Below are 12,386 nucleotides of genomic sequence, written 5' to 3'. Positions count from 1 at the left end.
GTTCCCCTCTCGCACGGCTGGCCCGCATGTGGGCCCTGCCACTTTCCTTGGCCGCCGGGCTTGCCCTGGGCACGGCCGCCCACGCCCAGGACAAGTCCGACATCGTCATCGGCGGCTCCATCCCCATGAGCGGAGTCTTCGCTTTCGCCGGCGTGGGCATCCACGCAGGCATGGGCGACTACATCAAAATACTCAACGAAGCCGGCGGCATCGAAGGCCGCCAAGTCCGTTACGTCCCCGAGGACACGGCCTACAAGGTGGATGTGTCCGTAGCCGCCTTCAAAAAAATCACGAGCCAAAACGAAGTCCACCTTTACTACGGTGACTCGACCGGGTTTTCCAAGACCATCAATCCCGAGCTCAACCGTTTGGGCAACATCCTGATGACCGGCGCGTCCTTTGCTTCGGAAATCAACAATCCCGAAACCTTTCCGGCGCAGTTCCTGGTTGGCCCGGACTACACCGAAATGTTCGGCATCCTGCTGCGCTACATCGCCCAGGAAAAGCCCGGTGCCAAGGTCGCCTTCGTCTATTCGGACACTGAATTCGGCCGCGACCCAATCGAAAAATCCACCGCTGCCGCCGAAGCGCTGGGGTTAAAAGTGGCTGCCACCATCATGACACCGCCGGGCAGCGTGGACGTCTCGACCGAAGCACTCAAACTGCGCCGAGCCAACCCCGACTACACCATCTTTCACGGCTACGTCCTGGCGCCCATCCCCGAATTCATTTCGCAAGGCCGTCAAATGGGCCTGAAGACCAAGTACATGGGCACCTTCTGGACCATGGACAATTCCACCGTCATGAAAATGGGCGAGAACGCCGACGGCTTCATGGGGGTCATGCCGTTTCGCTACTACTACGATGACGCGCCCGACGCACCGATGCTGAAAAAAATCCGTGAACTGCGTCCGGAATACCAAAGCACCGCCTACATGCAAGGTTTCCTGTCCGCCATGCTGCTGACCGAAGCGGCCAAACGCACCCTGGCCGCCGACAAGCCGCTGACGACACCCAATCTCAAGGCCAGTCTGGAATCCATCCAGAACTTCGACACCGGCGGCATCATCGGAGTGCCCATCAGCGTGAAGGGTAACTCCCTGCCCTATGGCCGCATCTATCGCGCCGATGTCAGTCAGAAAAAAATGGTACCGGCCTCAGACTGGATCGTCCTGGACTGAACCGCCATGGCCCCGCTCACTACACCTCCCGCCAACACCGCACCCCTCCTCGATATCCAGAATATCGAGGTGGTCTACAACAAGGCGGTCCAGGTGCTGCGGGGCCTGTCGCTGGCCGTGCCGCCCGGGCAGGTGGTCGCCCTGCTGGGCAGTAACGGCGCCGGCAAGACCACAACCCTCAAGGCAATCTCGCGCCTGCTCGAACTGGAAGACGGCGCGCTCGTCAAAGGGCGGATCACCTTCGCGCAACAGGATACGGCAGCTCTGCAGCCCCAGGCGCTGGTGCATGCCGGCATCAGCCACGTCATGGAGGGCCGCCGCGTCTTTGAGGATCTAAGTGTCGAGGAAAACCTCATCGCCGCCACTTACGCCCTGCCTGGACGGCGCGGGGCGCACCAGGCATTTAGCCTGGTCTACGAATATTTCCCCCGCCTGCACGAACGCCGCCGCAGCCTGGCGGGCTATCTGTCCGGTGGCGAGCAACAGATGCTGGCCATCGGCCGGGCGCTGCTGGCCCGCCCCGCACTGATGCTGCTCGATGAACCCTCGCTGGGGCTATCGCCCATGCTGGTCGAGGACATTTTCACCATCATCGCGCGCATCAACGCCGAACAGGGCACGGCTATGCTGCTGGTCGAACAGAACGCCTCTGTCGCGCTGGCGATCTCCGACTACGGCTACATCATGGAATCCGGCAAGGTCGTCATCGATGGTCCGGCCGAGCAGCTGGCCGGCAACCCGGACGTGCAGGAATTCTACCTGGGGGTGGGCGGCGCCGGCGAGGCCCGCAGCTTCCGTGACCTCAAGCACTACAAGCGCAGAAAGCGCTGGCTTTCCTGACAAACGCTCATGACTATGCCCCTGGAACTTCCTGCTCTCACCCTGCCGCAGATGCTGCGCGAGCAGGCGGCCCGCATCCCGAACCGCGTCGCCATCCGGCAAAAAGATTTCGGCATCTGGCAGCCATGCTCCTGGCGCCAATACTGGACGCGATCCTGTCACCTCGGCCTGGGCCTGGAGGCACTCGGCCTGCCCGCCGGCGGCCATGTGGGCATCCTGTCGGAAAACCGCATCGAATGGGTGCTGAGCCAGATGGGCGCCGGCGCCATCGGCGCCGTGGCCGTGGGCCTGTACTCCACCAGCCCCGCCGCCGAAATCGGCTATGTGCTGCGGCATGCGGACGTGTCCATCGTCATCTGCGAAGACCAGGAACAGGTCGACAAGGTCCTGGAATGCCGGGCGCAGCTGCCCGACCTGAAACGCATCGTGGTCATCGAAACCAAAGGGCTGCGCAATTTCGCACCCGAAGACCGCGCACTGATCACGCCTTACACCGAACTCGAATCCGAGGGTGCACGCCGCTTCGCCGCCGATCCGGGCCGCATCGAGGCGGCGCTGGCCCGCCAGCGGCTGGAAGACATCGGCCTGATGATCTATACCTCGGGCTCCACCGGCAAACCCAAGGGTGCCATGATTTCATATCGCAATATGCGTGCCGTGGCCCCCGGCATCATCGACAGGCTGGGCCTGGGCGCCGGCGAGCGGCACCTGTCATACCTGCCGCTGTGCCATGTGGCCGAGCAGATGCTCACCACCTTCGTGCCCATCTACACTGGAGCCCAGATCAATTTTGGCGAATCCCTGCGCACCATCCAGGAAGACTTGCGCGAAGTCGCGCCCACCCTGTTCCTGGGCGTGCCGCGTATCTGGGAAAAACTGCACGCCGCCATCACCATCAAAATGCTCGAGGCCCGGCCCTGGTCGCGTGCCCTTTACCAGCGCGCCCTGCGGGCCTGCACGCCCTTTGCCTGGCAGTCGGCGCGCCAGCGCACCCTAAGGCAACGCTGCATCTACGCTTTCTGGTATCTACTGATCCTGCGCGCGCTGCGCAACTTCATTGGCCTGCGCCAGACACGTATCGCCCTAACCGGTGCCGCACCCATTCCGCAAAGTGTCCTGCAGTATTTCCGCACGCTGGGCGTCCCGCTGGTCGAGGTCTACGGCCTGACCGAAAGCACCGGCATGATCCTGGGCCAGCACCCCGACCGCATCGTGCCCGGCACCGCCGGCGAACCAATCCTGGGGGTGGAGCACCGCTTGGGTGAGGCCGGCGAGCTATTGATCCGCGGCGACATGGTCTTCGAGGGCTACTACAAAGACCCCGAACAATCGCGCGTCGCGCTGCAGGACGGCTGGCTGCGCACCGGCGACGTGGCCGCCGAAGAAGCCGGCATGCTGCGCATCCTGGATCGCCTCAAAGACATCATGATCACTTCGGGTGGAAAAAACCTGACGCCCACGGAAATCGAGAACGCGGCCAAGTCCAGCCCCTATGTCAAGGAATGCATCGTCATCGCCGACGGCCGCAAATACGTCACCGCCCTGATCCAGATCGAATTCGACACAGTGGCCAAATGGGCGGAAACCCAGGGCCTGGCCTTTACGCACTTCCGTTCCCTGGCCGAACACCCCGCCGTCCTGGGACTGATCCAGGCCGAAATCGACCGTTCCAACGCCAACCTCGCGTCTGTCGCCCAGATCAAGCGTTTTCATCTCCTGACCAAAGAGCTCGACCATGACGACGGCGAGGTCACGGCCACCATGAAGGTCCGCCGCGCCAGCATCTATCACCTGTACACCGAGCAGATCGAGGCCTTGTACGCATGAAATCCGCCCCGATCGAAACCGATACACGCACCCGGATCATCCTGAAGGCCGGCCGCCTATTCCATCAGCATGGTTACGAACGCACCACCGTACGCGAATTGGCCGACGCGGTTGGCCTGAAATCGGGCAGTCTGTTTCATCACTTCCGCAGCAAGGAAGAAATCCTTGTAGCCGTCATGGCCAACGGCATCCAGTCCGTCATCGACGAGGCCCGCGCCTTGCTGGCCCACAACCACGACCCCGCCCAGCGGCTGGAAGGCATGTTGCACCTGCACATGCACAGCATCATCAGCGGCGTGGGCGGCGACGCCATGCACGCCATGATCTACGAATGGCGCAGCCTGTCACCCGAGGCGCGCGAACCAATCCGCGCACTCAGCGAGGCCTACGAACAGCTCTGGCATCAAGTCATCGACGAAGCGGTGGCCCACGGCCTGGCCCGGGGCGACCCAGTCATCCTGCGCAAATACCTGCTGGCCGGCATCAACTCGACCGTACGCTGGTATCGGCCCGATGGCCGTCTGTCGCCCGAAGCCTTCATCCAGCAGCTTCTGCAGGCTGCGCTGCCGGATCTACAACCCCATCACTGAGGCCCGACGACTATGCCCGCTTCTTCCATCCGGCTCGACATCCAGGGGGCATGCGCCCGCATTACTTTCGACCGCCCCAAAGCCTTGAATGCCATCGACGGCGCTGGCGCCCATGCATTCCACGACGCCATCACCCGCATCGCCAATACCCCGCAGGTCCGCGCAGTGATGCTGCGCGGGGCGGGGCGCGCCTTCATGGCGGGCGGCGACGTCAGCGCCATCCGTGCGGCGCCGGATGCCATCGGCCCTGACCTCATCGATCCCTTGCACGCCGCTCTATCGGCCCTGGCCCGCCTGCCCGTTCCCGTGCTGGCCTGCGCCCACGGCGCCGTCGCCGGCGCGGGCCTAAGCATCCTGCTGGCGGCTGATCTGGCCATTGCCGCCGACGACGCCCGCTTCGATCTGGCCTATGCACGCATCGGCGCCAGCCCGGACGCCTCGGCCACCTGGCACCTGCCGCGCATCGTCGGCTTGCGCAAGGCGATGGAACTGGCCCTGCTGTGCGAGCCACTGGATGCCCGGCAAGCCCTGCAGCTTTCCCTCGTCAATCGCATCGTCCCAGCCGCCGAGCTGCAAACCCAGGCCGACGCCTTGCTGCAACAGCTGGCCGACGGCCCCACCGATGCCCTGGGCCGCACCAAGGCCTTGTTGCGCGCTTCCTTGTCGCGCAGCCTCGAGGGCCAGCTCGACGCCGAGCGCGCTGCTTTTCTGGCCGGCGTCAAAACGCATGATTTACATGAAGGCCTTGATGCTTTTCTCGAAAAGCGATCGCCGGTCTTCAACGGCCACTAGCGCCGGCGCCAACTCACAACCAGGAAACCTCATGTCAGAAGCCGTCCTCATCGATGCCATCCGCAGCCCGTTCGGGCGCCGCCTGGGTGCCCTGCGCAACACGCGTCCCGACGCCCTGTTGGCGGCACTGATCAACCAAATGCATCAGCGCCAGCCCGCTGCACACATCGATGACCTGATCGCCGGCTGCGTCAGCCAGGCCGGCGAACAAGGCGCCAACATCGCCCGGCAGGCCGCCCTGCTTTCCAGCCTGGGCGAACAGGTGCCCGGCGTTACCCTCAATCGCATGTGCGGTTCCAGCCAGCAGGCCGTGCACTTCGCCGCTCAAGCCGTGGCAGCCGGCGATGCCCATTACATCCTGGCCGGCGGCGTCGAAAGCATGTCGCGCGTGCCCATGTTCACCGACCTGACCCTGGGCCGCGACGATTTTGCCGGTTTCGATGGCCTGAACCCCGATTTGCTGGCCCGCTATCCGCTGATCCACCAGGTTGAAAGCGCCGAGCGGATCGCCGAACACTGGCGCCTCGATCGCCAGGCGCTGGACGACTATGCCCGAGCCAGCCATGCGCGCGCCTGGGCGGCGGCCCAGGCGGGGCATCACGCCGAACTAATTTCCTGGCCCGGCATAAGCGCGGATGGCCAGCCACTTGTGCTGGATCGCGACGAAGGCATTCGCTCCACCACCGACCAAGCCCGCATGGCGACCATGAAACCGGTGTTTCGGCCAGTCGGCAAAGGCCGGATTACTGCCGCCAATGCCAGCCAAATTGCCGACGGAGCCGCGCTGGTTCTGGTCGGTGACCGCGATCAAGCCCGGCGCGACGGCCTGCGCCCTCGGGCTCGCTTCCGTGCCCGGATTGCCATCGGCTCAGACCCCATCATGCAACTCGACGGCGTCATCCCAGCCACGCACGAAGCGCTGCGGCGCAGCGGGTTGACCGTCCGCGATCTGGACTGGATCGAAATCAACGAAGCATTCGCCAGCGTGGTGCTGGCCTGGGGTCAGGCATTTCCTGAAGGCCTGGAGAAGGCCAACCCCTGGGGCGGTGCTATCGCCCATGGTCATCCCCTGGGCGCCACGGGTGCCGGGCTGATGGGTAAGATGCTGTGCGGCCTGGAGGCCACCGACGGCACGCTCGGCCTGCAACTGATGTGCATAGGCCATGGCATGGCCACGGCCACAATCATCGAGCGGTTATAAGGCGCGCCTGCAAGAACCTTCGGGGGTGCATCGCCTGCAGCAAGGCGGCGCACCCCAGCCAAAGCCTTACGCCACTGTCAGTTTGACATTGATGTTATTGCGCGTGGCGTTGGAGTACGGGCACACGATGTGAGCTTTTTGCACCAGATCCTCCAGCTTGGCGTGGTCAACGCCTGGTGCCGAGATCTTGAGCTCGACCGCCAGGCCAAACCCCGTGGGGATGGGGCCAATACCCACCGAACCAGCAATTTGCGTGTCAGCGGGCAGCTTGACGTTTTCTTTGCCGGCCACCAATTTAAGAGCGCCCAGGAAGCAGGCTGAATACCCGGCAGCAAACAGTTGCTCTGGATTAGTGCCGGGGCCAGAATCACCGCCAATCTCTTTAGGTACAGACAGTTTGACATCCAGGCGGCCATCTGAAGACTTGGCGGAGCCATCGCGGCCGCCCGTGGCAGTTGCATGTGCGGTATAGAGAACGTTTTCGACTGTCATGGTTGAACTCCTGGTGGTGCGGTTCTAAAGAAAAGCGCCGGCACCACAAGCGACTACTTTTCTGATGACCTTGCATCCGGCACATCCGGCCGGCCCCGGGGCCGGCCGAAGCGCGCGTTATTGCACGGCCGGGTTTTCGGCAGCGTGCAACAGATGCGCACGCAGGTTTTCGAGGGTGGACTTCAGCATATGAGCTTGATCCGGGCTGCATCCGGTGGCACACAACACCCCGTGCGGGATGGCCTGAGCCTGCCTTTGCAGCGCCCGGCCCGCCGGCGTAAGCGACACCAGCACCTGGCGTTGATCTGCCCGGCTTCGGTTGCGGCCCAGCAGGCCGAGACTTTGCAAGCGCTTGAGCAGCGGGGTGAGCGTGGCCGAATCCAGATACAGGCGATCACCAAGCGCAGACACCGTCAGGCCATCGGTTTCCCAGAGCACCAGCATCACCAGATACTGGGGATATGTGAGGCCCAGCACTGCCAGTTGTTGCCGGTAGATTTTGCCCATGGCCAGCTGCGCCGAATACAGGGCAAAGCACAGCTGGGCATCCAGGCTGAGAGGGCGGGAAACGGCAGATGATGCCGCGGTAAGCTGTTTATCCATGTCTCAATATTACATCGCGCACTATTTAATAGCAAACGATTAATTTCAGGTGCCTTAGAATGGCGATTTCCGCACTGCTCGAACCACCCCATGACTGAAACCCTGGATTGCGTCGTCATTGGCGCCGGCGTGGTTGGCCTGGCCACCGCGCGGGCCTGCGCTCAGGCCGGGCTTGAAACCCTCGTGCTTGAAGCCGAATCCGCCATCGGCAGCATCACCAGCTCGCGCAACAGCGAAGTCATCCACGCCGGGATCTACTACCCAAAGGGGTCGCTAAAAGCACAGCTGTGCGTGCGAGGCCGCGAAATGCTGTACGACTACTGCACGCAGCACAGGGTGGATCACCAGCGATGCGGCAAGCTGATTGTGGCCACCCAACCAGCACAAACTGATCGTCTACGGACACTGCAGCAGGCGGCTCAGGCCAACGGGGTGCACAATTTGCGTTGGCTTGGGCAAGACGAGGCACAGTCCAGAGAACCAGCATTGCGCTGTGTGGCGGCCCTGGAGTCACCCTCAACCGGCATTATCGACAGCCACGGCCTGATGCTTGCCTTGCTGGGCGACCTTGAAACCGCTGGCGGTTTGCTGGCACTGCAATCCCCCGTGCTGGGCGGCCGCATCACGACAGGCAAGGCCCCCATCGTGCTGCACATCGGCGGGGCGGAGCCCATGGATATTGCTGCGCGCCATGTGATCAATTGCGCGGGCCTGCAGGCACAAGCCGTGGCCACCGCCATCGAGGGGGTGCCATCCGGCAGCATTCCCACAGGCCGGTATGCCAAGGGCAACTACTATGCCTTGTCAGGGCGCTCACCCTTTACACATCTGATCTACCCCATCCCCGAGCCCGGCGGCCTGGGCGTGCACCTGACAATCGACTTGGCCGGCCAGGCACGCTTTGGCCCGGACGTGGAGTGGGTGGACACACTGGATTACACCGTCGACCCCAGACGTGCCGAGAACTTCTACGCAGCAATCCGGCGCTACTGGCCAGCCCTGCCCGACAATGCCCTGCACCCCAGCTACTCGGGCATCCGGCCCAAACTGATACCGGCAGATGGTGAAGAGCCCGATTTTGTAATCCAGAGCCCAGACACCCATGGGATAAACGGCCTGGTCAATCTTTACGGGATTGAGTCCCCTGGACTAACTTCTTGCCTGGCCATTGCAGATCACGTGGTACAGCGCATAATCAAGGCTTGATTTACTTCTTAAACACAGGAAACCGATATGATCCGCGAAATGGCGCACATCACCGTCAAACCCGGCGCACAGGCTGATTTTGAAGCCGGCGTACAAAAGGCCCTGCCCTTGTTTCAGCGCGCACGCGGCTTTCATCGCCTCGAGCTGCACCACGTCATCGAGAACCCCGATCAATACGTGCTGCAAATCCACTGGCAAACACTGGAAGACCACATGACGCATTTCCGCGAATCCGAAGATTTCCAAGCCTGGCGCGGCATTGTGGGTGGCTTTTTTGCCAAGCCCCCCGAAGTTGTGCACACCCAGGTGGTGGGCGAGTAAACCTGCACACCCCGGGCATCGGTTTACTTCCCGATGCAAAACCGCGAGAAGATCTCGCCCAGAAGATCATCGCTGGTAAATTGGCCCGTGATCTCGCACAGGCTTTCGTGGGCCAGGCGCAGTTCTTCGGCAAACAGATCCAGTACTTGGTCGCTGTGCGATGCGTGTTCATTGGCCAGTTGCAGGTGTTCGCGGGCCTGCTCCAGTGCCCGAACATGGCGCTCGCGGGCCAGCCAGGGCGACTCTGCCCCGGGTGTCCAGCCGGCAATCTCCAGCAGGCGGGCACGCAGGGCATCCAGCCCCAGGCCGGTTTTGGCCGAGACCTGCAGCAGCTGCACCGCAGGGGCCGCAGACGTGGCCCCTGCGGGTGCAGGCGGTTCAGGCAGGTATGCGCCAGGCTGATCTTCTGGCGCACCATGCACACCAAGACCTTGCGCGCCCAGCCCCTTTGCCCCGGCAGCCAGCAGATCAGCCTTGTTCAGCACCCGCAGCACAGGCGTGCCGGCCGGCAACCGTTTGACGATTTCCACATCCAGGGGGTCGTCGGGATGGCGTGCATCCTGCAGGTGCACAATCACTTGTGCGCGGCCAATTTCGGCCCAGCTGCGCTCGATGCCGATGCGCTCGACGGTGTCTTCGGTTTCACGCAAACCCGCCGTATCCACGATGTGCAGCGGGATGCCATCGATATGAACCTGCTGGATCACGCGGTCCCGCGTGGTGCCCGCAATGGGTGTCACGATGGCCACGTCTTCGCCCGCCAGGGCATTGAGCAAACTGGATTTACCCACATTGGGCTGGCCGGCCAGCACCACGTGCAGGCCTTCGCGCAGCACCAGGCCCTGGCGCGCCGTGTTCAGCACCTCGTCCAGCGCCGTGCGGATCCCATCCAGGCGGGCGGCCGCCTGATAGGTTTCAAGAAAGTCGATTTCTTCTTCAGGAAAATCCAGTGTGGCCTCAACCAGCATGCGCAGCTGCACAATGCGCTCGCTCAGGGCCTGGATTTCGGCAGAGAACACCCCCGAGAGCGAGGCCATGGCACTGCGGGCAGCCGCCGTCGAGCTGGCTTCGATCAGATCGGCCACGGCTTCGGCCTGAGCAAGGTCCAGGCGGTCGTTTAGAAAAGCTCTTTGGGTAAATTCGCCCGGCTGGGCCAGACGCAGCCCGATGTCCGTGCCTCGTGCCAGGCAGTCTTCAAGCACCCGGCGCAGCACCGCAGGGCCGCCATGGCCCTGAAGTTCGAGTACGTCTTCGCCGGTGTACGAATGCGGACCCGGAAAAAACAGCGCAAGGCCTTCATCGAGGGTCTCGCCGTCTTGCGTGCGAAACGGTAAATAGTGCGCATGCCGGGGCTTGAGTGCCTGCCCACATAAAACACCGGCCCAGGCCTGCAGGCTGGGGCCCGACACCCGGATCACGCCAATGCCCCCGCGCCCAGGGGCGGTGGCGATGGCAATGATGGGGTCGGTGGATGATGCGCTCATGGCATCAGCTGGACGCCAGCGCTGCCTTTTCTTTATCCAGGCGGCTCATGATGACGCGTTGCTGGATGATGGACACCGTGTTGTTGACGCACCAGTACAGCACCAGACCCGCAGGAAACAGGAACATCATCCCGCCAAACACCAGGGGCATGATCATCATGATCCTGGCCTGGGTGGGATCGGGCGGCGTGGGGTTGAGCTTGATCTGCAGGAACATCGTCAGCATCATGAATGCCGGCAGAATGAACCAGGGATCGCTGATGGAGAGATCGTGGATCCAGAGGATCCACGGCGCACCGCGCATCTCGACGCTGCCCAGCAGCACCCAGTACAGCGCGATGAACACCGGGATCTGCACCACCATGGGCAGACAACCGCCCAGCGGATTGATCTTCTCGGTGCGGTACATCTCCATCATGGCCGCGTTCATCTTGGCCTTGTCGTCACCGAATTTTTCTTTCAGGTGCTTCATGCGCGGCGCAACCAGCTTCATCTTGGCCATCGACCGATAGCTGGCCGCCGACAGCGGGTAGAACACCAGCTTGATGAGCAGCGTCAGCAGAACGATGGTCCAGCCCCAGTTGCCCACCAGACCATGCAGCCAGATCATGAACTTGAACATCGGCTTGGCGATGATGGTGACCCAGCCATAATCCACAACCAGATCCAGGCCCGGCGCCACAGTGCTCATTGCGTGCTGGTCTTGCGGACCCACCCACAACTGCGCATCGACGGAGGTGTGCTGGCCCGGAGCAATCGTGCCGACGGACTCGATGGTGCGGATTGCAAACAGGCCATCGGGCAGTGCCAGCGCCTGGTTGGTGCGCACGGTACCTTGCTGAGGCACCCAGGCCGTTGCAAAGTAATGCTGCACCATCCCGATCCAACCGTTATCGGCTTTTTGGGTATAGCTGGCCTTTTGCTTGGTGATGTCCTCGAAGGAGATCTTCTGGAATTTATCCTCGGACGAATACACGGCCGGGCCGGTAAAGGTGCTGTAGAACCCAGTGGTGTTGGCCGGCTCGTGGCCGTCGCGCGTCAGCTGCAAATACAAAGACGGGTTGATCGGCTGATCGCCCAGGTTGTAGACGTCGTTGCGCACGTGGATATCGTAGCTATCCGGCGACAACGTGAAGGTTTTGACCACCCGTACTTGCCCGGATGTCGCCTCAAACGAGATCTGCGTCTTGCTGTCCTTGACCACCGGGCCCGCGCCCACCACCGTAAACGGGGTGAGATGCGTGGGATAGCTGTCTCCTTGCGGAGCCCCCACCAGGCCGGTTTGCGCCACATAGGTGTCGCCTGGCTGATTATTTAGCAGGAACATGGACTCCGCAGGATCTTGCCCAGGCTTTTTACCCATCAAGCCCTTGAACCACGGCAGGATGCCGGTGGTGGTGTCCTGATTTTTGTATTTCAGCAACTCGGCGCGTACCAGCTGGGCCCCATGCGTATCAAAGGTGAGGTCGTACACATCGGTTTTGACGTGCACAGGCTGACCCTGGGGAATGGTATCGGCTGACGGAACGTTGGCCGGCGCGCTGGTGCTGCCCGCCGCAGCGGTGGGCACACCTGTTTGCCCGGCAGGCGTGCCTGCGGGTGCATCTGCGCCAGACGCCGTCTTGCTGGCCTCGGTTGCCGGAGGCGCCACAGAAAACAGCGATGGCTGGCCCTGATACATCTGCCAGTTGTTCCACAACAGCAGAAGCGAAAAAGAGAAAATCATCCAGAGGATGGTGCGTCGAATGTCCATTGGCGCCTGTATTCGAGTGAGGTCGGAGCAAAAGCCCACCAGTTTAACGCAGGGTGGCTGACAAGAACTTGATCTTGGGCCGACAAGGCCCACAAT

12 protein-coding genes are annotated in these 12,386 nt (G+C 62.5%); 8 read left to right on the top strand and 4 right to left on the bottom strand.

Annotated elements, in window-relative coordinates:
- Nucleotides 1–26: 26 nt before the first annotated feature.
- The 6 genes from WA928_RS10555 to WA928_RS10530 are packed head-to-tail and all read left to right on the top strand — an operon-like array spanning nucleotide 27 to nucleotide 6,431.
- A complete protein-coding gene (locus tag WA928_RS10555) occupies nucleotides 27–1,181 on the top strand; it encodes an ABC transporter substrate-binding protein (RefSeq protein WP_424303470.1) in 1,155 nt (384 codons plus the stop codon).
- Nucleotides 1,182–1,187: 6 nt separating this feature from the next.
- The gene (locus tag WA928_RS10550) at nucleotides 1,188–2,021 is read left to right on the top strand and encodes an ABC transporter ATP-binding protein (protein ID WP_424303151.1); all 834 of its coding nucleotides are present in this window, start codon (nucleotides 1,188–1,190) and stop codon (nucleotides 2,019–2,021) included.
- A 9-nt stretch (nucleotides 2,022–2,030) separates the two neighbouring features.
- A complete protein-coding gene (locus tag WA928_RS10545) occupies nucleotides 2,031–3,848 on the top strand; it encodes an AMP-dependent synthetase/ligase (RefSeq protein WP_424303148.1) in 1,818 nt (605 codons plus the stop codon).
- Nucleotides 3,845–4,438 (top strand): TetR/AcrR family transcriptional regulator, encoded by a 594-nt coding sequence (locus WA928_RS10540; protein WP_424303145.1) that lies wholly within the window; start codon nucleotides 3,845–3,847, stop codon nucleotides 4,436–4,438. The genes WA928_RS10545 and WA928_RS10540 overlap by 4 nt, the downstream gene beginning before the upstream one ends.
- Before the next feature lie 12 nt (nucleotides 4,439–4,450).
- The gene (locus WA928_RS10535) at nucleotides 4,451–5,230 is read left to right on the top strand and encodes an enoyl-CoA hydratase-related protein (protein WP_424303142.1); all 780 of its coding nucleotides are present in this window, start codon (nucleotides 4,451–4,453) and stop codon (nucleotides 5,228–5,230) included.
- 31 nt (nucleotides 5,231–5,261) lie between these two features.
- Nucleotides 5,262–6,431, top strand: a complete 1,170-nt coding sequence (locus WA928_RS10530) for a thiolase family protein (protein ID WP_424303139.1) — start codon at nucleotides 5,262–5,264, stop codon at nucleotides 6,429–6,431.
- 66 nt (nucleotides 6,432–6,497) lie between these two features.
- Here WA928_RS10530 and WA928_RS10525 read toward each other — a convergent pair whose 3' ends face one another.
- Complete coding sequence (locus WA928_RS10525) at nucleotides 6,498–6,923, bottom strand: organic hydroperoxide resistance protein (RefSeq protein ID WP_424303136.1); 426 nt, start codon at nucleotides 6,921–6,923, stop codon at nucleotides 6,498–6,500.
- 117 nt (nucleotides 6,924–7,040) lie between these two features.
- Nucleotides 7,041–7,526 (bottom strand): MarR family winged helix-turn-helix transcriptional regulator, encoded by a 486-nt coding sequence (locus WA928_RS10520; protein WP_350381238.1) that lies wholly within the window; start codon nucleotides 7,524–7,526, stop codon nucleotides 7,041–7,043.
- A 90-nt stretch (nucleotides 7,527–7,616) separates the two neighbouring features.
- On the opposite strand from WA928_RS10520, the gene WA928_RS10515 reads away from it, so the two are divergent.
- Nucleotides 7,617–8,732 carry an NAD(P)/FAD-dependent oxidoreductase gene (locus tag WA928_RS10515; RefSeq protein ID WP_424303131.1) on the top strand — a complete coding sequence of 372 codons (1,116 nt, stop codon included), beginning with the start codon at nucleotides 7,617–7,619 and terminating at the stop codon, nucleotides 8,730–8,732.
- A 27-nt stretch (nucleotides 8,733–8,759) separates the two neighbouring features.
- Entirely contained in the window at nucleotides 8,760–9,053 is a 294-nt protein-coding gene (locus WA928_RS10510; protein ID WP_417251297.1) for an antibiotic biosynthesis monooxygenase family protein, read from the top strand.
- A 23-nt stretch (nucleotides 9,054–9,076) separates the two neighbouring features.
- Here WA928_RS10510 and mnmE read toward each other — a convergent pair whose 3' ends face one another.
- Together mnmE and yidC are read right to left on the bottom strand one after the other, a co-directional pair.
- On the bottom strand, nucleotides 9,077–10,537 hold the full coding sequence (gene mnmE / locus WA928_RS10505) for a tRNA uridine-5-carboxymethylaminomethyl(34) synthesis GTPase MnmE (RefSeq protein WP_424303128.1): 1,461 nt from the start codon (nucleotides 10,535–10,537) through the stop codon (nucleotides 9,077–9,079).
- 4 nt (nucleotides 10,538–10,541) lie between these two features.
- Nucleotides 10,542–12,290, bottom strand: coding sequence for a membrane protein insertase YidC (yidC, locus tag WA928_RS10500; protein ID WP_424303125.1), 1,749 nt, complete (start codon nucleotides 12,288–12,290; stop codon nucleotides 10,542–10,544).
- Nucleotides 12,291–12,386 lie beyond the last annotated feature (96 nt).

This window comes from Castellaniella sp. (genome assembly GCF_049651205.1).
GTDB lineage: Bacteria > Pseudomonadota > Gammaproteobacteria > Burkholderiales > Burkholderiaceae_B > Castellaniella.
Note: the sequence above shows the minus strand (reverse complement) of the source record. Positions and strands in the feature narration are given on the sequence as shown.

Coding starts and splice junctions, on each gene's coding strand:
- WA928_RS10555 (WP_424303470.1), top strand. CDS start 27: ATGTGGGCCCTGCCACTTTCCTTGGCCGCCGGGCTTGCCCTGGGCACG.
- WA928_RS10550 (WP_424303151.1), top strand. CDS start 1,188: ATGGCCCCGCTCACTACACCTCCCGCCAACACCGCACCCCTCCTCGAT.
- WA928_RS10545 (WP_424303148.1), top strand. CDS start 2,031: ATGACTATGCCCCTGGAACTTCCTGCTCTCACCCTGCCGCAGATGCTG.
- WA928_RS10540 (WP_424303145.1), top strand. CDS start 3,845: ATGAAATCCGCCCCGATCGAAACCGATACACGCACCCGGATCATCCTG.
- WA928_RS10535 (WP_424303142.1), top strand. CDS start 4,451: ATGCCCGCTTCTTCCATCCGGCTCGACATCCAGGGGGCATGCGCCCGC.
- WA928_RS10530 (WP_424303139.1), top strand. CDS start 5,262: ATGTCAGAAGCCGTCCTCATCGATGCCATCCGCAGCCCGTTCGGGCGC.
- WA928_RS10525 (WP_424303136.1), bottom strand. CDS start 6,923: ATGACAGTCGAAAACGTTCTCTATACCGCACATGCAACTGCCACGGGC.
- WA928_RS10520 (WP_350381238.1), bottom strand. CDS start 7,526: ATGGATAAACAGCTTACCGCGGCATCATCTGCCGTTTCCCGCCCTCTC.
- WA928_RS10515 (WP_424303131.1), top strand. CDS start 7,617: ATGACTGAAACCCTGGATTGCGTCGTCATTGGCGCCGGCGTGGTTGGC.
- WA928_RS10510 (WP_417251297.1), top strand. CDS start 8,760: ATGATCCGCGAAATGGCGCACATCACCGTCAAACCCGGCGCACAGGCT.
- mnmE (WP_424303128.1), bottom strand. CDS start 10,537: ATGAGCGCATCATCCACCGACCCCATCATTGCCATCGCCACCGCCCCT.
- yidC (WP_424303125.1), bottom strand. CDS start 12,290: ATGGACATTCGACGCACCATCCTCTGGATGATTTTCTCTTTTTCGCTT.